Genomic DNA, 22694 nt, shown 5'->3' with positions numbered 1-22694 from the left:
AACGTGCGGGAGAGCGCCTCTGATCGAAACTGGGGGATCAATGACGAAGACAGCAAGGCGAGTTGCCGCGGCACTGGCCGGCACCGCCGCCGTTCTGGTGGCCACCGTGGTGCCCGCGCAGGCGTCCGAAGCCTCCGCCACGGCGGCGGGCGGTGCCCTGCCCTGCTACGGGTCGGCTTACGGATACTGGGCCGAGCCCGGCGCCAACGGCGGCTACGCCCACTATCCCAACTACGGCCAGTGGGACGTCGTGGACGGCAACTGCAACGACATCAACATCAAGACGGACTCCACCCGCACCGTCCGGGTCTGCACCGTGAACAGGTGTCACGACTGGAAGACCGCTCCGAAGGGGACCTGGACGGTGATCTTCAAGAACTCGGTTCCCGGAGCTTCCTACTACCTGCAGTTCCAGGGCTCCAGCTCCAACACGGGCCTGCTCGCGAGCTGACCGGCTGGAGCTGACGGACTGGCGCTCCCGGTGTCCGACTCCGGGAGCGCCACTCGTGGGCCGCTACTCGACACTTCGGCCGCTGAGTCGTCCGGCGCGACGGCTCAGCGGCCGAAGGTGTCCGCGAACCTGCGCCCGTCGACGACGGGGTAGTCGAAGTCCGTCGCATTGAAGGCCGTCGCGTAGGTGCTCGTCAGGCCCGTGGTCGCACCCCGCAGGACCCAGGCGGCGCCGTCGTCGTATCCGTTGGGCAGGACGTCCTCGCCGAACGCGCCGACCGCCAGGTCCGCCCGGCCGTTGCCGTTGATGTCACGCAGCCGCAGCGAGGAGCCGAAGTGGTCGCCCGCCTCGGCGGCACCCGGCACACCGGAAGTGGCCTGGTGGAAGGACTGGGCGCCACTCGTGGTCAGACCCCCTGAACCGCCCTTCAGGAACACGATGTTGCCGACGTTGCTGTGGCCATCCACGGTCTCGTACGAGGCGCCGACCGCCACGTCCGCGCGCCCGTCACCGGTCGCGTCCCCCACCGCCACCGCCGCCCCGAAGTTGTCGTACCGCTCGTCGGTGCCGGGGACGCCCGCGCTGGCCTGGGTGTAGGTCGTGCCCGTGACCGGGAGTCCCGTCGCCTTGCCGTACCGCACGGTGAACGAACCACCCTGCCCGACCGCCGTGTTGCCGGTGACCAGGTCGTCGTATCCGTCACCGTTGATGTCCCCGCCGTCCACGGCCGGTGCCCAGGACGCCCCCTGTGGGGCGGTGCCTTCGGCCAGCACCGAGTAGGAGCGGCCGAGGTCCCCGGGACCGCCGCGCAGGAGCCCGACGTAGTTGCCGGTCGTTCCGTTGTCCGGGTCCGTCTTCCGTCCGTGCAGCACGTAGTCGCTGCCGTCCGTGCTGGAGAAGTGTCCCGCGACGACGCCGTCCAGGAGGACGTTCTCGGGCAGGAAACCGACCTCCGGCGCCAGCGCCCCGTCCTGGGTCGGCTTCCCGTCGGCGTACCACCAGAAGGTGTCGGCGCCGATGACGACCAGGTTGCCGGTGCCGTCGCCGTCGATGTCGGCGAAGGCGGTGCCCTCACCGAAGGCGAAGGCCTCGCCGGTCGGGGCGGTGAGCGTCATGCCGCCGGAGGTGAAGGGGGTCGGTCCGCCCCACACGATGGTGACCGAGCCGCGCGGCTTGCCCGTCACCTGCTCGAAGGGGGCACCGACGATCAGGTCCGCGTAGCCGTCTCCGTCGACATCACCGCTGGTGACGTTCTCACCGAACTTGTCCTCGGACTCCGAGGTACCCGGCACACCAGGCGTGTTCTGCGTGATGTTCACCGAGCGCGCGGGGCTGACGCCGGAAGCCGAGCCGAACAGGACGGTGACCGTTCCGCCACTGGCCTTCGGCGTACCGATGGCCAGGTCGCGGTAGCCGTCTCCGTTGAAGTCGTCCGCGAGTGCGGAGGGTGCCGCGACGGCCCCGGGGGCGCCGAGCCCGGCGACGGCGAGGACGGCAGCCGTGGCAGTGGCCAGAGTACGAGCGCGCAAAGTGATGCTCCCTGTCTGTGGTCCCGGAGCCGATGACGGCATGGGCTTCGGTGGTCTACGACCTCGCGGGTGGACAAAGGGTTGTACGCACGGGAAGACAGGATGAACGGCCCGACGGGAGGGGGAGCACATGGGCCGTACGACTCCACTCCCCGTCGCGGCCGTGCCAGTCACATGTGCCTGCGCTTTGCGTCCGCCCGGCGAGCCCTTTCGAGGCCCGCCCCGAGGCTGCCGTGTCCTCGGGATGCGTCGTCCTCGGCCCTTCCCCACTCCTCACGTACTGCGTGCACCCGGGTCGGATACCGGTGGGGACGGCTGTGCGCGGTCCGGACTACTGGCGAAGGAGCGGGTGCGGTAGCGACTCCGGAACTCCTCCAGCAAGGCGTCGGTGACCTCGGCTCCGGCACTCACGGCGGCGTGGACGTCTCGGAAGTAGTCCTCGTATCCGGCGGGAGTGTAGAGGCAGAGAGCCCGTGCGGGGGACGGACCCGCGTTGCGGAACCCGTGCGGAGTGCCGCGTGTGGCGGCGAGCAGGTGTCCGGGGCCCACGGTCGCCTCACCGTCTCCGGTGTGCAGCGTCAACTCGCCTTTGAGGACGTAGAAGTACTCGTCGTGGCCATCATGTACGTGCGGCCTGGCGCCGATGGCCCCCGGGGCGAGGCGGAACTCCTCGAAGGCGAAGTGTCCGCCCGTGTGCTCGCCGGTGAGCCGGAAGAAGTGGGCGACCCCCGCGACGTCGATGAGTTCTCCGTCCTCGGGACGGCGCAGCAGCGGACGGGCTGGATCGTGCTCGTCGTGATCTGTCATCGGGACATTGTCGCGGAGCGGTCGGTGACTCACGCGACCCCGGCGCACTTGCCCGCTCCCCACACCGAGGGACGCTGCGCGCAGGTCCTCTGCCGGCGCGGCGACGAGCCGTAGGCGGAAGGCCGTGCCGACAACTGCCGTACCAACGGGGGGTGTTCGGACCGCGAGATCGCGGTCCCGCCGGCCCGGGTCCTACCCTCAGTGCGCGGACGGCGACGGCCCAGTTCGAGTCACCTGAGGAGTGCGGTCCCGGCAGACCGTGGTGACACAGCCTGCCGGGACCTCGCGCTGGTCAGTCGTCGTCCCGCTCCGGTAGCGGCGAGTAGCGACTGGCCCCCCTGGAACCGGCCGACCTCGCCGAGCGTCATCGTTTCCCCGGGAAGATCACCGGACCTTGGAACGATCACAGGGGTGGGGGAAATGGCTGTTCTGGTGCTGCTTGTCGTCCTGGCACTTGTCCTGGGTGGCTGCGTGTGTGTGGTGTGGGCGGAATTCGGCGGGCCTCCCTGGGTTCGTGCCGTGGCAGCCGTGATGCGCAGCGTGGGAACGGTTCTGCACCACGCGCAGAAGAGCCGACGGCGGAGTTCAAATGGCGACGACTGAGGGACCGAAGCCCGAAGTCCCGGCACCGGTGACCCGGACCACCTCGCACAGCATGTGACTGCCGCTCTCTGCGCCTCTTCGCGGACGAGCTCAACGCCCCGGGTTCCGTAGACCACGCGGCAGTCGTGCCCGGAGCCGGAGCCGGAGGCCTCGGACGGGCGCGGGCCGCCAGTCACGGCAGCGTGAGGATGCGGGGACCCTCCTCGGTGACGGCGATGGTGTGCTCGAGGTGGGCGGCTCGGCTGCCGTCGACCGTGCGCAGGGTCCATCCGTCTCGGTCGGTGCGGTAGTCGTTGTGCCCTCCGGCCATCAGCATGGGTTCGATGGCGAGGGTGAGGCCGTGGCGCATGGGGAAGCCGCGGCCCAGTCGTCCGTGGTTGGGGACGTGGGGGTCCTCGTGCATCTGCCGGCCGATGCCGTGACCGCCGAAGTCGGACGGCATGCCGCAGCCCGCCTTACGGGCGACCGTGCTGATGGCATGGGAGATGTCACCGATGCGATGGCCGACGGTGGCGGCGGCGATACCGGCGTCCAGGGCCTGCTGGGTGGCCGCGATGAGTTCGAGGTCGACGGGCCGAGGCGTGCCGACGATGAAACTGATCGCGGCGTCGCCCGTCCAGCCGTCGAGTTCGGCTCCGCAGTCGATGCTCACCAGGTCTCCGTCACGCAGGCGGTAGTCGCCCGGGATGCCGTGCGCGACGGCGTCGTTGACCGAGGCGCAGATCACCGCCGGGAAGGGGATCGGCGCGAAGGAGGGCTGGTATCCGAGGAACGGGGAACGCGCTCCGGCCTTCGTGAGCACGGTGCGGGCGGCCTCGTCGAGTTCGCGCATGCGGACTCCTACGGCCGCCGCGTCGCGGGAGGCCGCGAGTGCCTGGGCCACCACGCGCCCCGCTTCTCGCATCGCCTCCAGTGCCGTGTCGGTCTTGATCTCCACCATGTGCCGTGACTCCTCGCGATGCGGCGTTGCCCAATACTTATACCGGTATTAGTATCACGGGCATGGTGAGAGTTCCTTTGAGCCCGGAAGAGCGGCTCCGCGGAGAACGCTTCGGGGCCCTGCTGCGGCAGGCCCGCGGTGACCGCAGCATGGTGGACGTGGCGGCCGCCGCGGGGGTGTCCGCCGAGACACTGCGCAAGATCGAGACAGGCCGGGCCCCCACCCCGGCGTTCTTCACCGTGGCCGCCCTGGCCCACGCACTGCATCTGTCCCTGGACGACCTCGCCGGCGCCTGCGCGCAGGACACCGAGGGCGACGAGCAGGCCATGTCGGCGTGACAGACGGGCGCGCGCCGTCTGTCTCCGGTCGTTACCGACGCCGTGCGCCTGGGCCGCGCCCGGCGGCTCGATCAAGCACACAGCAGGCCGCACACCGCCCAACTCCGCCTACAGCGACGAAAAGGCCCCGGTCTGCTCGGCGTGAGCAGATCGGGGCCTCTCGGGCGTGGCCGTGTACCGCGGGAGTGCTCACCGCGGGTCAAGGCCCGTAGCCGGGATCAGGTTGCTGTCAGGCGGTCTTCTCGACCTTGGCGACCTGGGCCTTCAGGACACTGACCGGCGCCTCGGGGGCCTTTCCGCCGAGCGCGTCCATCGCGTAGATGACGACCAGCGTCGAACCGCTGCGCACGATCGTGTAGCTCATCGGGATCTTGTTGCCGTCGATCGCACCCGTCATCGAGTACGCCACCGCTTCGTCGCCCAAGTCCGGGGCCGTGAGCGACTTGATGCCCGTGTACTGGTAGTCGGTGTGCTCGTAGGAGGTGCACTTCTTGCTTTGCGCGCGCAGGTCGGCAACCACCTTCTTGGCGTCCGCCTCCTTGTGGGCGAGCAGACCCATCCGCACCAGCGTGGCGTCGGTCTGCTTCTCGCTCGTGAGCGAACGGGACACCCGTGCCGCCGCGTCAGGTTCGGTGCCGAGCAGGAACAGGTCGGCGATGGCCTGGCAGCCGGCCGGCTTCGCGGGCACGCTCACCTCCGGGATCTCGTCGTCGGGCGTGTTGCCGACGCGGTACCCCTTCACATCCGCCTTGGTGATCGCGGCCTTCGTCAACTGCGCCTTGGTGAGGGGCTTCAGGCCTTCCTGGGCCGCAGGCGATGCCGATGCCTTGGCAGCAGGCTTCCTCGACCCGCTGCTCTTGTCGTCGGTGTCCTGGCCACTACAAGCGGCCGTCGCGGTGAGCGCCGCCGCCATACCGACACCAACCAGCACGCGACCCAGAGCTGACTTCACGTTCGTTCCCACCCTTTTGCATCCATGGGCGCGTCCACGATTCTGAACGCGCCGAGCCGAATCAAAGCCCACAACCAGCGGCTTTTGCCAGCGCGTTAAGGTCGCTTGGCGTAACGATCAGAGATCGACGCTTTGGTTGTACGGCCCTCAAGTGGCGCGCGCCACAACGGAGGCCCGGCGTGATCCTTTAATCGCTTGCCGCCGCAGGTTCCACTCGGATAGGAATCTCGCATGCTGAGGGGTAGCAAGGTCGGGCTCAGGGCCCGGTACGAGGACGACATTCCGGTCCTGCACAGCGAGCTCTACGACGACGTGGTCAACGCCTCGCGGGCCGAGAGCGGTCCGTGGCGACCAATCACGCCCGGCGCGAAGGACCCGCGGCTCGTCGTGGACGACAACGAGCACGGGCACGTCCCGTTCTCCGTGGTCGAACTCGACGGCGGCACGCTGATCGGCACCGCGAACCTGTGGGGCATCGACAATCACAGCCGCTCCGCGCACATCGGACTGGGCCTGCTGCCGTCCTCGCGAGGCAAGGGCTACGGCACGGACGTGGTCGCGGTGCTGTGCCACTACGGTTTCGTCGTACGCGGCCTGCACCGGCTCCAGATCGAGACGCTGGCGGACAACCCGTCGATGCTGCGCGCCGCGGAACGCAACGGCTTCGTCCGCGAAGGCGTACTGCGCTCCTCGGCCTGGGTGATGGGCGAGTTCCTCGATGAAGTGCTGCTCGGCCTGTTGGCCCGGGACTACAAGCCGGACCCGGTGAGCTAGGCCGCCGCGCCCCGGCCATCCGCAGCACGGCGCGCTCCCCGCTGGGCCGGTACCAGGACGGGGCCGGAACCAGGACGGAGTCGGGACCAGGGCGGAGTCGGGACCAGAGCGGGGCAGGGACCAGGAGGGCTCCGTCGTCCCACACGTGACCCTGCGTCGAGACCGGAGCCCCGGGCGCCACTGGGCCGCGTCCGGGCGGACGTGCCGTCCGCGGGGGACCCTTTCAGGCCGACGACAACGCGACTCGGCACCGCCGGCACCACACCGCATCGCATCGCATCCACATCGCGCCCTGACCCGGCCCCGGTCCGCCCGCCGGCTACGTAGGTCACGCGTGGGTCGATCTTGGCTGCCCGCCGTAGACCTCACGGCTCACGCGCGCCCCAGGCGGAGTCAGCACGGCCCCGGGGTGGAAATCAGGTGTGCTCGAAGTAGGGCTGTACTCCGTCAAGGTTGCGATTTTCGGGGTACACGGTAGGGAGCAGCACTACTCCGCGCAGGAGGCGGCCATGCTTCTCATCGGCGTCATTCTTCTGATCATCGGATTCCTCACCGGAATATCGATCCTGTGGACGATCGGGATCATCCTCGCCGTCATCGGCGCGATCCTGTGGATCATGGGCTCCATGGGGCACGCGGTGGCGGGCCGCAAGCACTATTGGTGACCTGCCGTAGCAAGCAGGACCTCCCCCTTTCTCGGGGGCGGCGCCGGTCGTCACTGTCCCTGCCGGGGCGGAGGCGACCGGCGCCGTACTCTTTGCGGATCTTCTCGTTCCGTGGCGTGGCGAAGCGCCTGAGACGGCCACATCGCGGACCTTCGCGGCCATCGGGCCACGGCTCGGAAGCCGTTGCCGTGACGCGGGTCGAGCGACCTGATCCTTGGCGTGGTGCCGGTCGAGCGACCTGACCGTTGGCGTGGTGCCGGTCGAGCAAGCTGGCCGTTGCCGTGATGCCGGTCGAACGGCCGGGCGATCCCCTCAGTCCTCTCCCACGCGGATGATCGTCCTACCGCCCCCACGTCGCCCGGAAGCCAGGGCCGCGACCGCCTCGGCCAATGGCCGCACCTCACCCACCCGCACTTGGAGGCGGCCCGCGCGCAGCCGTTCCGCCAGGTCGGAAAGCTGGGCGCGATCGGGCTCCACGACGAAGAAGACCGCCCGTCCATCCTCAGGCCGGACCGTGGGTGGCTGGGCGATGGTGACGAGAGTGCCACCGTCGCGCACGAGCGCGGCCGAGCGGTCGAGGATGTCACCACCGATGACGTCGAATACGACGTCGACCTTTCCGGCGTTCTCCAGGGGGTCCGCCCCCAGGTCGAGGAAGGCGTGCGCGCCCAGAGCGAGGACCGTTTCCCGGTCGGCGGTACGACCGGACCCGATCACGCGGGCTCCCGCCTCGCGCGCGAGTTGCACGGCGATCGACCCGACACCGCCTGCCGCGCCGTGGACGAGGACCGTCTGGCCGGTCGCGATGCGGGCGTGGACGAACAACCCCTGCCAGGCGGTCAGCCCGGAGATCACGAGCGCGGCCGCGGCCGTGTGCTCGACGTCTGCCGGGAGCGGGGCGAGGTTCCGGGCCTCGACGGCGACGTATTCGGCCAGTGAGCCGTCGCGTGCCCAGTCGGTGAGCCCGAACACGCGCTGTCCGACGGTGAGGCCGGTGGTTCCGTAGCCGAGGTCCGTCACGACACCCGAGACCTCGTGCCCGGGCACACTCGGGGTGCGGTCGCGGCCGGCGCGGTCGGTCCAGGTGGCGGGCCAGTCGAGTTCTCCGCGCGTGAACCCCGCGGCACACACCCGGACGATCACGTCGTTCTCGGCGGCATGAGGACGGGGCAGGTCGGTCAGGGTCAGCCCGCTGACTCCGGCCTCCCGGTCCTGGGCGGTGATGGCGAGCATGGTTCCCTCTCTCTCCGAGTACCTTGGCGCCGCCGACCTCGACCAGGTCGGTCAACACCCTTCTGCCGTCTTTGCCCACCCTCAGTGTCCCGCCTCGGCGAGCCGCTCGCACGGGCCGCACGCAGTCCCTGGGGGTAGGGCGCCACGCCTCGTGCACGAGCGTGCCGGGACCCCTGCTTTCCTGCCCTTTCCGACTCGGAAGCCACGTGGATGTATGCCTCCAACCATGCCGAGCGGGGTGCGTCGGCGCCGCCTCGTTCACGCCGTGAAGCACTCGAAAACGGACACCGATCCGGACGCTGCGGCAGCGAGTCACCTCCCGGCCATTTGGCCGAGCCCGCCGGGCAGCGCAGGCAAATATTCCGAGCCAACGGGAGAGGCGGCACCTACGCTCGGCAATGGCTCGTCGACGTCTCTGCCTCTGTAGCTGACGCTGTCGCTGTGGCTGTCGCTGAGCAGACGGCGGCGTGATGGATGCGCGGTGACAACATCGGCCTCCGGACCCCGTGGCGCGACCAAACGGACCCGCCCTTCCCCACCCCGCCCAAGCCGTGAGAAGGAATCCTCCGTGACCACACCGGCCTCGCCGTATCCGGATTCGGAACTCCCCTCCATCCTCGGGGTGTTCGCGCACCCCGACGACGAGAGCCTGCTGGCCGGCGGTGTGCTCGCCCGGCACGCGGCTTCCGGTTCCCGTGTGGCGGTCGTCACCGCGACCTGGGCGCCGGACACCCCGAGGGCCGCCGAACTGGCCGGTGCGCTCGCCGTCCTGGGCGCGGGCACGCCGCGGATGCTCGGTTACGGCGACGCCCGCGACGAGGACTCGGCACCCGGACGGCCCCGGTGGTGCGACCTCGACCTGGACGAGGCCGTCGGTCAAGTGGTGATGCAGATCAGGCAGTTCCGACCCACCGTCGTCGTGACCCACGATGCCTTGGGCCAGCTCACCGGTCACCCCGACCATCGGCGCACCCACCAGGTGACGCTCCTTGCGGTGGAGGCCGCCGCTCTCGCTGATCTCCATCCCGAGGCCGGGCCACCGTGTCGGGTCAGCGCCCTCTACGCGGCAACCCATCCCCATTCCGGAATCGGCGCCCTGCGGCCACTCCTGCAAGGGGTTGGCAAGACGCTGCTGAGCGTTCCCGACGAGTACGCGAGCGCAACCGTGGACGTAAGCGCCTGGCTTGATCAGAAGTGGGCCGCGATCCGCTCCCACCACAGCCAGCTGGCGGGTGAACGGCCGCTGCCCGCACTGCTGTCCCGCCTCGACGAGGCCACCCGCGCCCACATCCTCGGCACCGAATACTTCAGCCGCCTCCACCCCCTTCCGGATGCGCCCGGTTCGCGGCGCCTGGGGCCCTGACACGCACTCGCGCCAACCGCTACATCGACGCCCGCGCCCCGGACGTCCTGCCACAACTGACAGGCCGTGTTCCGTCTGTTCACTTGTGGTGGACGCCTCTAGGCTGAGCGGCCCTCGCGTCCCAGGGAGGTCTCGTGAAGGGTCTCCGTACGGTCATCGTCGCTTTTGTCCTCGCGTGTACCGCGGTGGCTTCGCCGGCCTCGGCCGCGACACCGAGTTGGTCGGCGTTGCCCGTGCCCGCGGCCGTCCCGCCGGTGACCGTGTCCGATCTCGCCGCTCGCGGTCCCGGCGAGGCGTGGGCGACCGGCTACGAACACGCTGCCGACGGACTGCGGCCGATGTCGTACCGGTGGGACGGCACGGCATGGAGCCGCGACACGACGTTCCCAGGCTCCGGTGAGCCGGGCTGGCTCGGAAAGGTCCAGTTCGTCGGCGAGGAGACGTGGATCTTCCACAACCGTGCCGGTGCCGGCGAAATCCTGCGCCGGTCCGCCGAGGGCTGGAGTGCCGTCCCCTTGCCGACGACCTTGTGGACCTACCAGGACTTCGCCGCGGTACCGGGCGCCGCGTGGGTGGTAGGCGAGGACGAGACCGGTCTCAAGGTCCTGCACTACGACGGGTCCGGCTGGACCACTCAGTCCACCCCGGACGGCGTCCTGTACCTGATGGGCGTCACCGCTCGCACCGCCGGCGACGTCTGGGCATGGGCGGACACCAGCACCGGCCCTGCCGTCCTGCGCTCGGACGGGGTGAAGTGGCGGGACGCGAATGTACCGCTCCCGCCGGACAGCAACGTCCACACAATCCTGGTCGAACCGTCGGGACGCGTCACGATCGGCGGCAGCCAGTACGTCGACGGTGCGGCCCGTACCTACCTGATGACCTGGAACGGGCACGCCTGGCGCACCACGCATCCCCCACTGGGCGACACCTATACCGAGGGCATGGTGCGCGGCCCGGACGGCGCGCTGTGGCTGCCCGTACGCAGCGACCGCGCGTTCCAGTCGAAGTACGGGCGGGTGGACGGCCTCCGCACCACCTTCTCCTACGGACCGGAACGCGCGAACGCCATCGACGTGAAGCCACGTGCGCTGGCGGCCTGCGGATCGTCATTGCTGTCCTTCGGGACCGAGATCTACGGCTCGAAACCGAACCTGATGAGTGAGCGGCTGGGAGGCTGACATGGCACGCCGATTTCTGGTCACGGCTCTAACCGCCGCCATGACCGCCTTGGCCCTCCTCTCTCCCGCTGGGGCCTCCGCCTCGCTCGCGGCGGAGACGCCGTCCTGGCAGCACGTTCCGGTCCCGCCGGAGGTACGCCCGCAGGCCGGGCTGAACGAAGCCGTGGCCTTCTCCCCGGACCGGGCGTGGGCGGTGGGAGCCGACGCCGTCGGCCGTGAGGCTCCGGGCTTCCCACTCGTCCTGCGGTGGAACGGAACCGCCTGGCAGCGCCAGAGCCTGCCCGGCGTCGGCTGGCAGGGCGAGTTGTTGTCCGTCGCCGCGACCTCGTCCACCTCCGGCTGGGCGGTCGGCCGTGACTCGGCGGGTGGTGCCCGCCTGCTCCGCTTCGACGGCCAGACCTGGTCCGAGAGCCGGCCGCCGCGCGGTGTCGTACTGACCAGGGCCGTCGCCGGAGGAGGTGAGACCTGGCTCATCGGTTCCCGCGCCGGCGCGCAGGTGCTGCTGCGCTGGGACGGCCGCGGCTGGCGTGACGTCCCGGTGCCGCCGGGCTACGTGTACGGCCTCCACATCCTGGCGGCCGACGACGTCTGGGCCGCGGGCGCCGCCGACTCGGGCGCGGTCGTGTCCCACTGGGACGGTCAGGCGTGGCGGCAGTCGGTCGTGGACGCGTTTCCGCAGTCGGCCGTGAGCAGCGTGCTCGCGGTCTCGCCGACGGAGGTCTGGGCGGGTGGCACGGCCGGATTCGTCGGCGGCCCCGTGGGGAAGCCGATTCCGCCGCTGCTGGCCCGCTGGGACGGGCAGTCGTGGAGCAAGGTGCCGGTGCCCACCGACTTCGGTTCGATCAGCTCACTCGCGCCCACCCCGTCCGGCACGCTGGGCTGGGTCTCGGTGGCCGGGTCGCAGAAATGGGGGCCGGCCGGTAGCTATCCTCCGCTTGTTCCTGGGCCTGCGTTCTTTGCCCGGAACGGGGATTCGTTCACCGAGTACCTGGAACCGGGGGTGGCCGGAGAGGGTGCCTCCCGGGTGCTCCGCCTGGCGCCGGTGCCCGGCACGGCCACGGTGTGGTCGGTCGGGCGCGCCGACGGTCCTGAGGGCACCTTCGCACCACGCGTCCTGCGGTTCGGCTGAGAGGAGCGGTCGCAGCGCCGTCCAAGCGCGGGGAGCCTCACTTACGTACGCCGCGGTGTCCCGGGGCTCTCAAGGGCGGCAGGGCCGGCCACGCGCAGAACCCCGTCCTGTCGAACTCACAGCGGAGGGCGTGACGTCACTCCCCCGCGCGGCCCCGTGAGCGACGGCCGAGGACTACGGACTACGACGCCCGCTGACCTTCGTCCCGATGACCAGGATGAATCCGCTGATCAGGGCCAGCCCCACGATGACCGCCGCCGCCTCGATCTCCAGAATGGCGAGCACGACGACGAGAGCAAGGGCTACGAGGCAGCCGAGCAGGACCCGGCCCTTGGATGGGGGCGTCGTCCGCGGCTCCCGCCACGGGCTCCCCTCGTGATAGGCCATCGCGCACCTCCGAGCTGCGTTCGTACCTCCAGGGTGCGCCTGCTTCGGGACGGGTGCACGGCGGCCATTGAATGCCTGATCGCAGCGGTGCTGCCGTCCCTCCATCCGCCGCCGCCCGCACCTTCGTGCCTTGATGGGAGTCCATCGGCCCCGAGGTCGCGCTCGGCAAGAAAGAGAGACACCGATCACCCGGCAAGGGCGTTTTGAGGATCGGACCGCCCCCGGACGGGGACCGCCCTCTTACTAGGAAGGAGTCCTGCCGGTCAGGTTCCTCTCCCAGAACACCTCGTCGCGCCAGGCGCCGTCGGCGTAGAAGTGTTCGTGGGCGATGCCCCAGGAGCGGAATCCGTGCTTGCGGAGGATCGCCTGTGAGGCGAGGTTCTCCAACTGGGTGTGTGCTTCCAGGCGATGCAGGTCGAGTTCGTCTTCGGCGACCCGCAGCGCGAGGCCGACCGCACGGCCGGTGTGCCCGAGCCCTTGATGGAGGGAAGAGACCCAGTAGCCGAGGAACCCCTTCTGGAACGGGCCGCGCAGGATGGAGCTGATGGTGACCTGCCCGATGACGTTGCCCTCGGAGACCACGACTCCTGGCCATGCGAGCCCTTGTGCGTGAGACGCCAGCAGGGAGGCGATGACCGACGCTTGGCCGTCAGGCGTGTAGAACTCTGCGGGCCTCGCAGGCAGCCAACGCACATACGCCTGCTTGTCCCGGGCGAGCAAGCCCGCCAGCACGGGACCGTCTGAGGGCTCGACCAGACGAATCGACGTGGTGTTCAAGGGTGTTCTGCTGTCTGGTCAGCTGCGGTGGGTGAGCAGGTACGCAGGATTCCAACGGGAGTCGCGTTCGATGGTACGCGGTGGTCACCCGCGTCGCTCCAGCGACGTCCGTTGGGGATGGGGCCGCCCCTGACACACCGCACGGCGCGCGAGCGTTCGCCGTATGCCGCGAGTCGTCACGTTCGGTCGGCGGTACGCACGGCAGCACGCACCATGCTCAAGCAGGTCCCCGAGTTCAGGACGACTTCGGCTTGGCCGCCACCAACAGGGCAGCCCCGACCGCCCAGATGGCGAGCGTGATCATCGGAGTGCCCCTGAAATACCTGAGGCTGCCGACGGCGCGGACAGCTGCGCCGGGAGGCAGCACGGGTGAGATGACATCGGCGACGGTCAAGCGCTGACCGGTCTCCTGTGCGTACATGCGGACAAGTCCCGTGGCGATGGCGGTGGTTGACTGCCCATTGGCTCCCGCGACTTCGAGATGCAAGGTGTCGTCGGCATTGCCGGCTCCCTGACTCAGCGAAGCCACGACCTCGCGGCGATCGAGCGCCTGTCGCCCGGCGGCCGGGTCGGCGACCCCGACGATGTGTGCGCTGGGCCCCAACGCGTCACCCACCTCGTGGGCGAGCCGGGTGCCTGCCACCGCGACCGGAAGACCGTGGGGCTGCGGGTCCCGCTGAAGGCCTATGTAGGCGGCGATGAAGGCCGCCAGGACGGTCAGACCGATGAGCGCCGGCTGCAGCCAGGCTTTCACCGGCACGCGACGTCGTTCGGGCTCCGTGGGCGGGTCGGGCGCCGTCTCGCCGGACTCGGCGCCGTGTCGGTCGGAGTGCAGGGACGCCTCCGCGAGTGCTGGTGGGGCGAACTCTCCCTGGGCATACGTACGAGATCCTGTGCTCCCGCGGATTCACCTGTCCGCGTGGGAGCGGCGCTGTTCGCCCCTCGCCCGCCCGCACGCATTTCTCGCAGAGACGGCCACGAGAGTTTCGGGAAGGTCAGACCTCGCGGATACGCACCAGTGTCCCACCGTCGCAGCGCCGCTCATTTCGCCGCCTGGGCATGGTCGTGAATTCCTGGGCAGGGCGGAAGGCATCCGTGTGCGGAATCGGGCGCGCTGACGGCCGGCGTCGGCTGAGCGGTGCGGCCATCGGTGTCCCCGCCCCGTCCAGCGGGTTGTTGACGTGGCCTTCGACGCCTCCGGGCTCCCGGCGCCACCAGGCGGCGGGGCGGTCGCTCCGAGTGTCGGTGAGCAACCGATTTGTGGCCGTAGATCTAGACTTCCTGGGCGGTGGTGCCGTAAGCCCCCGGCACGAGGGACCCTCGCCTGAATGGCCGCAGGCCGTCTTCATGAAAGGAAGACCAGTGCTTCTGAGAACCTTCGGTTGGTCGCTCGCGATCACCGTCCTCGGTCTGGTCGCGGCAGTCTTCTACGACGGTTGGCAGGCTTTCGGCATCGTCGCGATCCTGGCGGTCCTGGAAGTTTCGCTGTCATTCGACAACGCAGTGATCAACGCCGGAATCCTCAAGAAGATGAGTGCCTTCTGGCAGAAGATCTTCCTGACGGTCGGCGTACTCATCGCCGTCTTCGGTATGCGGCTGATCTTCCCCGTCGTCATCGTCGCCATCAGCGCGCAGCTCGGGCCCATCGAAGCCATCGACCTGTCGTTCAACGACCCCGACAGGTACAAGGAGCTGGTGACGGACGCCCATCCGGCGATCGCCGCCTTCGGTGGCATGTTCCTGTTGATGATCTTCCTCGACTTCATCCTGGAGGACCGTGACATCCAGTGGCTGCGCTGGATCGAGCGGCCGGCCGCCAAGCTCGGCAAGGTCGACATGCTGTCCATCTGCGTCGCGTTGATCGTTCTGCTGGCCACCGCACTCACCTTCGCCACGCGGGCGCACCAGCACGCCGGTCATGCCGACAAGGCGGAGACCGTCCTGCTCGCCGGTGTGGCGGGCCTGATCACGTACCTCGTCGTCGGAGGGCTCTCCGGCTTCTTCGAGAACAGGCTGGAGGAGCAGGAAGAACGCGAGCACGAGGAGGAGGAAGAGGCTGCCCGGGCCGGGAAGCCGGCATCCGCAGTCGTCCTAGCGGGCAAGGCCGCGTTCTTCATGTTCCTGTATCTGGAAGTGCTCGACGCCTCCTTCTCCTTCGACGGAGTCATCGGCGCGTTCGCCATCACCAACGAGATCGTGCTGATGGCCCTGGGTCTCGGGATCGGCGCCATGTACGTACGGTCACTCACCGTGTACCTGGTCCGCCAAGGTACCCTGGACGACTACGTGTACCTGGAGCACGGCGCGCACTACGCAATCGGCGCGCTGTCGATCATCCTGCTCGTCACCATTCAGTACGAGATCAATGAGGTGATCACCGGTCTCGTCGGCGTGGTGCTGATCGGCTGGTCGTTCTGGTCGTCGGTCCGCAGGAACAGGGCCCTCGCCGCGGCGGGCGGCGACGACGGCGAGCAGGGTTCCGTGCCACACCAACAGCCCTGAGCGAAACGCCGTTCCAGCACGGCGCCGGTGGCAGCAGGTCAGTTGACCGTCTCAAGAGACCGCCGCTGCCTCGGGATGGGCAACTGGGACGGGACCACGCCGCGTGCGAGGTCGGCGCCGGGCTCGAGAGGCGTGGCGCACATCGTGCCGGGCCAGCCGTACAGACGGGGATCAGCCGCGTAGGCCGACCAGCCGTAGCCGTACTGGAAGGCATCGCCGGCACAGCGCAGGGACCTGGCGACCGGCGCGAGGTCGATCGCCGCGCGCAGGCGCCTCATCGCAATTTTCAGGGACCTCAATGCAGGTCGCATGGCATACACCTCAACTGGCGCACAGGGCACCGGACTTCGTCACGTATACGGCGCCACTTCCGACTGATTCACCCGCCGTCCGCTTGTCGCCCAGGGCCGAACGAACTCAGTCTCCTTGAGGGCACCAGCGTTGAGCATGGTCGCCGGAGTCCCCGGAATCGGCTGTTGCGCGTGGTCGCCCCAGGTTCTCGGCTGTCCGAACCGGACGTCCGCACCTCTACAGCATGACGAAGAACCCGAACCTCCACACCCACAGGGATATCGCCGCGGCGAGAACGACCACCACGAGTGCCGTGATGAGCAGGTTCCTGCGCCGCACCGCAGGGTCCAGGGCTTTCCGGGCGGCGTTGGTGATCTTCCGTTTGACCCACCGCAACAGGAGTTGGGCCCAGACGAATTCCGTTGCCCATACACCCACGCCGGCGAAGATCACCAGCCAACCCGGGCCCGGGCAGCGGCAACAGCACGATGCCTGCGCCGACCACGGCCAGGCCGACGAAGAAGACGCCGACCTTCCAGACCGTGTGCAGCACCTTCGAGCGCTTGATCCGCGCCGGGGCCCGGGAGCCGAGGGCTCTCCCCTCGGGCGGGTCCCGAGCGTCGCCCTCGACCGGTCCGGTCGGCCGACGCCGCGGCTCCTGAGTCGCCGTGGAACACAAGCCCGCAGAATCACGGGGCTGATTGTCTCCACTCCCAGTCGCCTTCATACACACAAGTTACTCTCGAAAAATCGAGATCCAAATGGTCACTGTCAGTTCCCGCGCACATCAAGACGTCACAGCTCCGGATGCTCAGCGATTGTTTCTCGAATTCTTACAACTGCACTGGCGGATATCGCATATCAGGCGGAGACTGGGTAAGCCGCCGTACAGACTCCTCCGGCCCGATACTCCCGTCGACGGCAGCCTCGGGCCCGGAGCGAGCGGCGAGGCCGCGTCGACACGTTTTGCCGTCCAGCGTCGGAGCCTGTCAGCACAGCCAAGCGGCAACCGAACCGTTTGCGCTCAGTTCAGCACCGGCTTTGAGGGACGACATCCGCGAACCTCTCGACCGCGTTTCGCAGGTATGGCGGGAGGTCGGAGAGGCCGTCCACGATGTGGGTCAGTTAACTCGCGAGGTCCCGGTGAACGCTCCAGACCGCCGGGGCCCTGGCCAGAACTGCTCGCAGCAAGTCACCCTCGCCCATATGACCTTCGGCCAGCGGGTCGTCGTGAAGCACCTCCACTGCGAGCGGGAGCAGCACAGTCAGCCCGATGTTCTGCCCGATCAGCAGGCGTAGGTCCTCAACGGTCAGAGTCCCGACCGGCCGGCTCCGCAGGGCATGGGCCGTCGCCATGAGACGCGTGGCGTCCGGTGGGGGCGCCGGCCAGCGGTCACGCTCAAGCTCCTCAAGGGACCGGCTACGGTCGATGGATACGGTCACCAGAGGATTCTCTCGTAGAGGCTGGAGCTCATGCGAGGGCTCAGTCCCCTTCAAGACGGCGAGACCGATCCATCACATGCCAGGAGCCCTCAGCCCCGCCCTCGCCCTCCTCTGAGCAGCGCATCACCTTCCGCCGGGAGGACTGTCGCGCCCTTCGCTCACCCGGAGATGTGGGGGGGGTGGATACGCGGCATCACATCTCCAGGCCCGAGCCGCTGCCGGGGCCTGTCCGACCCACCCCCCATGGCCGCGAGTCCCTCACGATCTCCGTCCGGCCTCCAGGTCGGAGCGTATCCCGCGCCACTGACAACGTGACCGGTGCGGGACGAGTGGCCCGGCGGTACCGGCACGGCCGTCGTTTGCGGAGGCGGAAGCAGTGGGTGCGGGACCGGCGGCCATAGCCCTTATGACCCTCGGGAAATACGACGCGAAACGGGCGGCGTGGAATTGTTGGTGCGGTGCGGTTGCGAACAGGACGACAGCGCCGCCCTGTTCGTCATTTCGAACATCATCAGGGCCTGAACAGCCTTGACTCGACAACCAGTTGATGCGGTCGCCTTCGCAACTCACTTCCGATGCTGCTTTCGTGAAGAAACAGTATCCGGTTGCCGCACGTCGAGATAGGGTCGGCTTCCGGCACGGGCGATGACGCACGGCGGAATCCGTCATGGCGTCATACGCCTGTGACCCCCTCCGTAAAGCCTCCCCGACGCAGCGGAACGGGCGAGGACATCCGGCCTCCCTTTCACGGCTCATGAGCCCCGCTGACCGTCAGTCACCCCCGTGAGGAACGATGAGCATGCGCGCCCGCACCACCGTAGCTGCGGCCCTCTCCACCGTCCTGGCCCTCTCCCTCTCCGCATGCGGCGACAGCACCGGCGAAGGAGACGACGGCACCGTCTCCATCGGCATCGCCATGCCCACCAAGACGTCCGAGCGATGGATCAACGACGGCCAGGACATGGTCAAGAACCTCAAGGTCTTCGGCTACAAGTCCACGCTGAAATACGCCGACGACGACCCCAAGACCCAGGTTTCGCAGGTGAAGGACATGATTTCCGAGGGAGTCGACGCGCTGGTCATCGCGTCGGTCGACGGCCACGCCTTCAAGGGCGTGCTGGACAAGGCGCGCGACGCCGGCATACCCGTGATCTCCTACGACCGGCTCATACTGGACACCGAGAACGTCGACTACTACGCGTCCTTCGACAACGAGGAAGTCGGGGAGCAGCAGGCCCTCTTCATCGCCGAACGACTCGGCCTGGTCAACGGCACCGGCAAGGGCCCGTTCACCGTCGAGCTCTTCGCCGGGTCCTCGGACGACAACAACACCCGCTTCTTCTTCAAGGCCGCGATGGACATCCTCAAGCCCTACATCGCACAGGGCGACCTCATCGTCAGGTCCGGTGAGACCGAACTCGATGAAGTCACCACCCGCCGCTGGGACGGCGTGCTGGCAGAGAAGAGAATGAACAGAATCCTCGACGCCGATTACGCGGGAAAGCGTATCGACGCCGTCCTGTCCCCGTACGACGGCATGTCGCTCGGTGTCATCAGAGCGCTCAAGAAGCACGGCTACGGCACCGCGGGCAAACCTCTCCCCCTGGTGACCGGGCAGGACGCCGAGATTCCCTCCATCAAGTCGATCAAGGCGGGTGAACAGTCCCAGACCGTCTACAAGGACACCCGCAAGCTGGCGCTCATCACGTCCTACATGGTCAACGCCGTACTGCACGACAAGAAGCCCGCCATCACCGACGAGGAGACTTACCACAACGGCCGCAAGGTCGTCCCCGCGTACCTCCTGCAGCCGGTGAGCATCGACAAGAGCAACTACAAGTCCGTGCTCGTCGGCTCGGGCTACGTGGACAGCAGCGACCTGGACTGAGCCGTATGGGCCGGTGGTGACAGCTAGCAGCTGTCACCACCGGTTTCGTCACGCTGGGTGATTTCGGGTAGACCCCTCGCGAGACAGCGGTCACCATGGGCATGCAATCTGGGCTTGCGGGGAACTCGGGTAGGTCTGTAATCACCGAGGAGGGTCATGGACGTCGCCGATGCCGACACGGGCGGTTCCCCCGTGCCCGGGCACCAGGAGCGTTCCGGTGCCCTGCCCGGGACGATGGTGGAGGACATGCACGCGGCCGCCGTCCTCGTCGATGACGACGGCTTGATGCTCGCTGCCAACCGCGCGGCACGGGACGTACTGGGCCGCAGCGCCGAGGACCTGGTCGGCCAGGATTCCCACGACCTGCTGCACCGGGACTGCCACGGGCACGCGATGCCCCGTACGCGCTGCGCGATGAGGAAGGCGCTGCTCACCCGGCGCACCGAGCAGGGTGACACCGAGTGGTTCGAGCGCGGGGACGGGACACTCATCGGGTTGTCCTGGATGGTCACACCCTATGCACTCGATTCGGGCAGGACGGGCGCCCTCGTGTTGCTGCACGGCGTACAGCGTGAAGGACCGTCGCAGGGCGCCGAGGGGATCTCCGCGCCCCTGACGGAACTCGACCGCTTGGCCCTGCTGGCGGAGACGACCACCCAGCTCACATCCACCCTGGACATCGACGAGGCCCTGCACCGACTGGCGGCCCTGACCGTGCCCCGGCTGGCGGACTGGGCGATCTTCGACCTGCTCACCGACCGGGACGAGGTGCGGCGCGCCCTGGTGATGGAGCACAAGGACGGCATCCTGGTCCAGCGCGACGACCTGCAGGGCCCCATGCCTCCCGTCCCTGAGCTCTCCCCTATGCCGCTGTCCCGGGCTCTGCGCGGCGCGGCCTCCTCCCTCGCCGGACCGTCCACCTACCAGGGTCCGCCCGACTCCGGCATCGCGGTCGAGCAGCAGCGCCTGTTCACCGAGACCGGCATGCACTCCGCCGCCATCGCGCCCATCCGGGGTCTGCGCGACGTTCTCGGCGCCCTCACGCTGGGCCGCTCCCAGCGACCCGGCGCCTTCACCGCGGGCGACCTGCCGCTCCTGGAGGACCTCACCCGCCGGGCGGGGCTGGCGCTGGACAACGCCCGCCTCTACGAGCGCCAGCGCAAGGTCGCCGAGACCATGCAGCGGCACCTGCTGCCGCAGCTCCCCACCGTTCCGGGAGTGGAGATGACGGCACGCTACGTGCCCGCTCCACACGCCTCCTCCGTCGGCGGCGACTGGTACGACGCCTTCACGCTGGCCGACAGCGCCCACGCGCTCGTCATCGGCGACGTCGTCGGGCACGATCTCGACGCCGCGGCCGGAATGGCCCAGGTACGCAACATGCTGCGCGCCTTCGCGTGGTCACAGCCCGACAGCGTCCCCAGTGCCATCGTCACCCAACTCGACGAGGCCGTACGGCACATCGCCGAAGTCCCCATGGCCACCATGATCCTCGCGACCCTCGCCCGACGTGACGACGGGCTGTGGGCGCTGCACTGGACGAACGCCGGCCACCCGCCCCCGCTGCTGGTCGGCCATGACGGCCAGACCCGCTATCTCGACGACGCCCACGGCATACTGCTCGGGACCGGGCTCACCAGAGCCCGCCCCGACGCGATCACCGTCCTGCCGCCGCGGTCCACGCTCCTGCTCTACACCGACGGTCTGGTGGAGACCCCGCACCGCTCCATCGACCACGGTCTCGACCGGCTGCGCCGGCATGCCGCCGCTCTCGCGCACCGCCCGCTGGACTCCTTCTGCGACTCCCTGCTGGAGCAGGTCCGCCCGACCGACAACGACGACGACGTCGCCATGCTGGCCCTGCGTACGCCCAGCGGCTGAGCAGGCCGCAAGGTTCGACAGGGCACGGCGGCGCCGCAGGTACCCAACTGCTCGCTTCGGGAAGCCCAGTTGAGGTGTGTCGAGTCGGTTCACGGAGCGGCCGCGCCCTCAACTCTCCAGCGCACCTGCCGGGAAATGGGGGGGGGGGAACATGCCTGAACGGCGGGCCCCTTCACCGGCGGCGGGCTGCCCGGCCCGCTTCACCGGTCGAGCGGGTGGGCACGGGAAGGCGGATGCGCAGGTCGGTCAGAAGCACTCCGGTGCGAAGTCCGGCCGGGAACCAGTCACGCAGTGCCGGGGGTGCGTCGACGCGGACGCTCAGCCGGGCGCGGCGGGCTCGGCCGTGCGCGCTCGCACGGAAGATGAACGGCTCTCCGCCGGGGCCGAGTTGGAGCAGCGGCAGCACAGGTGGAACGTACGCCGGAAGCGGGATCCGGCCGGTGGTCATCTCGACCTCGATGCGCCATCCGGGGCCCGCCACTGCCCGGTACATGTCGTGGACGGTTCCGCTCAGTTCCTGTTCGCCGCGCGGGCGGCCCAGGTCCTCGAACTCCGCGGGCGTCTTGGGTAGGGCCCAGTTCTCACGTCCGGCGACCAGCCCGGCCGGCGAGTCGACCGCCATGAAGGGGACGGTGGCCAACAGGGTGCCGGCGCGCCGGTGGACGACCACCGCGGTGATCTCGTCGTAGGGGCCGACCGGTGTCGACTCGTAGTGGATCAGTGCGCCCACCACCAGTTCGGGTGTGGCGTTCGCGCGGACGGGCTCCGGCACCACCGCCTCGATGGCCCGGCGAGCCGAGGCGTCGGGGCGGCGTGCCCAGCACAGGGCACGGGCCCGTACCGCCCAGGGAGCCGGTGAGCGGTTCTCCGGCAGCGCGGCGATCTCCTCGGGGCTCAGGTCGATGTCCGGAACGCCCGCGAGGCCGGCGAAGGTACGGCGCACGATCGTTCTCCCTCGTGAGGACTCAGGGGTGCCCGTGTCCATCCTGGCCGGAAGCCCGCTGGTGAAGTCCGTGGTGATGCCGGTGCCGTAAATCAGGCGCCCGTCTTCGAGGCCATCGCGTCCAAGGTCGCGGCCAGTTCGTGGACCTCGTGCTCCGAAGGTGTCGGCGTGCCCAGACGGTCGGCGAGATCACCGCGCGTGAGCAGGACGGCGGCTCCTCGGTAGTCGTCGGAGTCGAGGGAGGTGGCGTCGACCACCTCGGCCCGCCCCTCCAGTAGGACGAGCGCGGTGTCGTCCTGCGCGGCGAACAATTCCCGGACGTGGCTTTCGCTGATCATCTGCGGTCGGCCTTTCTGAGTGCGGGGGCCGGCCGAGTACCCCGTCCGGCCGGCTCTACTTCCCGGTTCCGAGCCGGTCAGCCGAGGGCCGCCATCCGGGTGACGGCGCCCGCTGGGCGGCGAGGCAGGCGGTGGACGATGCCATCAGAGCCAAGTATGGCTGTCTCCTGTTCACGAAGTGAGATCTAGGGCCTGTCGTTTGGATCAGGTCGGCCGTGACAGACGGTTCGTCCCGGCCGACCCGAGCGGGGTCTGGTGCGTGCAGCTGCAAGGCGGAGG

22 protein-coding genes and 1 pseudogene are annotated in these 22694 nt (G+C 69.0%); 10 read left to right on the top strand and 13 right to left on the bottom strand.

Annotated features, from left to right (window positions below):
- Positions 1-40: 40 nt before the first annotated feature.
- Complete coding sequence (locus ACFYQQ_RS31300; protein WP_355784411.1) at positions 41-451, top strand: hypothetical protein; 411 nt, start codon at positions 41-43, stop codon at positions 449-451.
- A 104-nt stretch (positions 452-555) separates the two neighbouring features.
- Here ACFYQQ_RS31300 and ACFYQQ_RS31295 read toward each other — a convergent pair whose 3' ends face one another.
- From ACFYQQ_RS31295 to map, 3 genes are all read right to left on the bottom strand, one after another.
- A complete protein-coding gene (locus tag ACFYQQ_RS31295; RefSeq protein WP_356240583.1) occupies positions 556-1980 on the bottom strand; it encodes an FG-GAP-like repeat-containing protein in 1425 nt (474 codons plus the stop codon).
- A 273-nt stretch (positions 1981-2253) separates the two neighbouring features.
- On the bottom strand, positions 2254-2787 hold the full coding sequence (locus ACFYQQ_RS31290; RefSeq protein WP_355786695.1) for a cupin domain-containing protein: 534 nt from the start codon (positions 2785-2787) through the stop codon (positions 2254-2256).
- Between the two features lie 775 nt (positions 2788-3562).
- Positions 3563-4330: a type I methionyl aminopeptidase gene (gene map / locus ACFYQQ_RS31285; protein ID WP_355786689.1), complete on the bottom strand. Its 768-nt coding sequence runs from the start codon at positions 4328-4330 to the stop codon at positions 3563-3565.
- Positions 4331-4392: 62 nt separating this feature from the next.
- On the opposite strand from map, the gene ACFYQQ_RS31280 reads away from it, so the two are divergent.
- Positions 4393-4668: a helix-turn-helix transcriptional regulator gene (locus tag ACFYQQ_RS31280; protein WP_355786686.1), complete on the top strand. Its 276-nt coding sequence runs from the start codon at positions 4393-4395 to the stop codon at positions 4666-4668.
- Between the two features lie 229 nt (positions 4669-4897).
- Here the strand turns inward: ACFYQQ_RS31280 and ACFYQQ_RS31275 are convergent, their stop codons facing one another.
- Positions 4898-5620 (bottom strand): hypothetical protein, encoded by a 723-nt coding sequence (locus ACFYQQ_RS31275; protein ID WP_355786683.1) that lies wholly within the window; start codon positions 5618-5620, stop codon positions 4898-4900.
- Positions 5621-5851: 231 nt separating this feature from the next.
- Between ACFYQQ_RS31275 and ACFYQQ_RS31270 the strand changes: the two genes are divergently transcribed.
- Together ACFYQQ_RS31270 and ACFYQQ_RS31265 are read left to right on the top strand one after the other, a co-directional pair.
- Positions 5852-6394 carry a GNAT family protein gene (locus ACFYQQ_RS31270; protein ID WP_355786680.1) on the top strand — a complete coding sequence of 181 codons (543 nt, stop codon included), beginning with the start codon at positions 5852-5854 and terminating at the stop codon, positions 6392-6394.
- A 509-nt stretch (positions 6395-6903) separates the two neighbouring features.
- Entirely contained in the window at positions 6904-7059 is a 156-nt protein-coding gene (locus tag ACFYQQ_RS31265; RefSeq protein ID WP_355794809.1) for a DUF6131 family protein, read from the top strand.
- Between the two features lie 312 nt (positions 7060-7371).
- Here ACFYQQ_RS31265 and ACFYQQ_RS31260 read toward each other — a convergent pair whose 3' ends face one another.
- Positions 7372-8292, bottom strand: a complete 921-nt coding sequence (locus tag ACFYQQ_RS31260; protein ID WP_355794810.1) for an NADP-dependent oxidoreductase — start codon at positions 8290-8292, stop codon at positions 7372-7374.
- A gap of 568 nt (positions 8293-8860) precedes the next feature.
- Here ACFYQQ_RS31260 and ACFYQQ_RS31255 point away from each other — a divergent pair.
- From ACFYQQ_RS31255 to ACFYQQ_RS31245, 3 genes are all read left to right on the top strand, one after another.
- Positions 8861-9655, top strand: a complete 795-nt coding sequence (locus ACFYQQ_RS31255) for a PIG-L deacetylase family protein (RefSeq protein ID WP_356240592.1) — start codon at positions 8861-8863, stop codon at positions 9653-9655.
- Positions 9656-9789: 134 nt separating this feature from the next.
- Positions 9790-10836 (top strand): hypothetical protein, encoded by a 1047-nt coding sequence (locus tag ACFYQQ_RS31250; protein ID WP_355794243.1) that lies wholly within the window; start codon positions 9790-9792, stop codon positions 10834-10836.
- A gap of 1 nt (position 10837) precedes the next feature.
- On the top strand, positions 10838-11965 hold the full coding sequence (locus ACFYQQ_RS31245; protein ID WP_356240598.1) for a hypothetical protein: 1128 nt from the start codon (positions 10838-10840) through the stop codon (positions 11963-11965).
- Between the two features lie 174 nt (positions 11966-12139).
- On the opposite strand, the gene ACFYQQ_RS31240 is transcribed toward ACFYQQ_RS31245, so the two are convergent.
- From ACFYQQ_RS31240 to ACFYQQ_RS31230, 3 genes are all read right to left on the bottom strand, one after another.
- The gene (locus ACFYQQ_RS31240; protein ID WP_355794614.1) at positions 12140-12352 is read right to left on the bottom strand and encodes a hypothetical protein; all 213 of its coding nucleotides are present in this window, start codon (positions 12350-12352) and stop codon (positions 12140-12142) included.
- 243 nt (positions 12353-12595) lie between these two features.
- Positions 12596-13129, bottom strand: coding sequence for a GNAT family protein (locus ACFYQQ_RS31235; RefSeq protein WP_355794612.1), 534 nt, complete (start codon positions 13127-13129; stop codon positions 12596-12598).
- A gap of 235 nt (positions 13130-13364) precedes the next feature.
- Positions 13365-13889 carry a hypothetical protein gene (locus ACFYQQ_RS31230; protein ID WP_356240601.1) on the bottom strand — a complete coding sequence of 175 codons (525 nt, stop codon included), beginning with the start codon at positions 13887-13889 and terminating at the stop codon, positions 13365-13367.
- A gap of 602 nt (positions 13890-14491) precedes the next feature.
- On the opposite strand from ACFYQQ_RS31230, the gene ACFYQQ_RS31225 reads away from it, so the two are divergent.
- Positions 14492-15631: a DUF475 domain-containing protein gene (locus ACFYQQ_RS31225; RefSeq protein ID WP_356240604.1), complete on the top strand. Its 1140-nt coding sequence runs from the start codon at positions 14492-14494 to the stop codon at positions 15629-15631.
- A gap of 38 nt (positions 15632-15669) precedes the next feature.
- On the opposite strand, the gene ACFYQQ_RS31220 is transcribed toward ACFYQQ_RS31225, so the two are convergent.
- From ACFYQQ_RS31220 to ACFYQQ_RS31210, 3 genes and pseudogenes are all read right to left on the bottom strand, one after another.
- Positions 15670-15909, bottom strand: a complete 240-nt coding sequence (locus tag ACFYQQ_RS31220; RefSeq protein WP_355784588.1) for a hypothetical protein — start codon at positions 15907-15909, stop codon at positions 15670-15672.
- A gap of 250 nt (positions 15910-16159) precedes the next feature.
- A pseudogene (locus ACFYQQ_RS31215) lies at positions 16160-16649 on the bottom strand (TIGR02611 family protein).
- A 398-nt stretch (positions 16650-17047) separates the two neighbouring features.
- Positions 17048-17278 (bottom strand): contact-dependent growth inhibition system immunity protein, encoded by a 231-nt coding sequence (locus ACFYQQ_RS31210; protein ID WP_355784597.1) that lies wholly within the window; start codon positions 17276-17278, stop codon positions 17048-17050.
- Positions 17279-18164: 886 nt separating this feature from the next.
- Between ACFYQQ_RS31210 and chvE the strand changes: the two genes are divergently transcribed.
- Positions 18165-19253, top strand: a complete 1089-nt coding sequence (chvE, locus tag ACFYQQ_RS31205) for a multiple monosaccharide ABC transporter substrate-binding protein (protein WP_356240612.1) — start codon at positions 18165-18167, stop codon at positions 19251-19253.
- Between the two features lie 156 nt (positions 19254-19409).
- A complete protein-coding gene (locus ACFYQQ_RS31200) occupies positions 19410-21134 on the top strand; it encodes a SpoIIE family protein phosphatase (RefSeq protein WP_388906016.1) in 1725 nt (574 codons plus the stop codon).
- Between the two features lie 172 nt (positions 21135-21306).
- Here ACFYQQ_RS31200 and ACFYQQ_RS31195 read toward each other — a convergent pair whose 3' ends face one another.
- Positions 21307-22077, bottom strand: a complete 771-nt coding sequence (locus ACFYQQ_RS31195) for an acetoacetate decarboxylase family protein (RefSeq protein WP_355793046.1) — start codon at positions 22075-22077, stop codon at positions 21307-21309.
- Positions 22078-22169: 92 nt separating this feature from the next.
- On the bottom strand, positions 22170-22415 hold the full coding sequence (locus tag ACFYQQ_RS31190; protein ID WP_355793044.1) for a hypothetical protein: 246 nt from the start codon (positions 22413-22415) through the stop codon (positions 22170-22172).
- Positions 22416-22694 lie beyond the last annotated feature (279 nt).

It is taken from the genome of Streptomyces sp. NPDC005496, assembly GCF_042872045.1.
In the GTDB taxonomy this organism is placed as follows: Bacteria; Actinomycetota; Actinomycetes; order Streptomycetales; family Streptomycetaceae; genus Streptomyces.
Note: the sequence above shows the minus strand (reverse complement) of the source record. Positions and strands in the feature narration are given on the sequence as shown.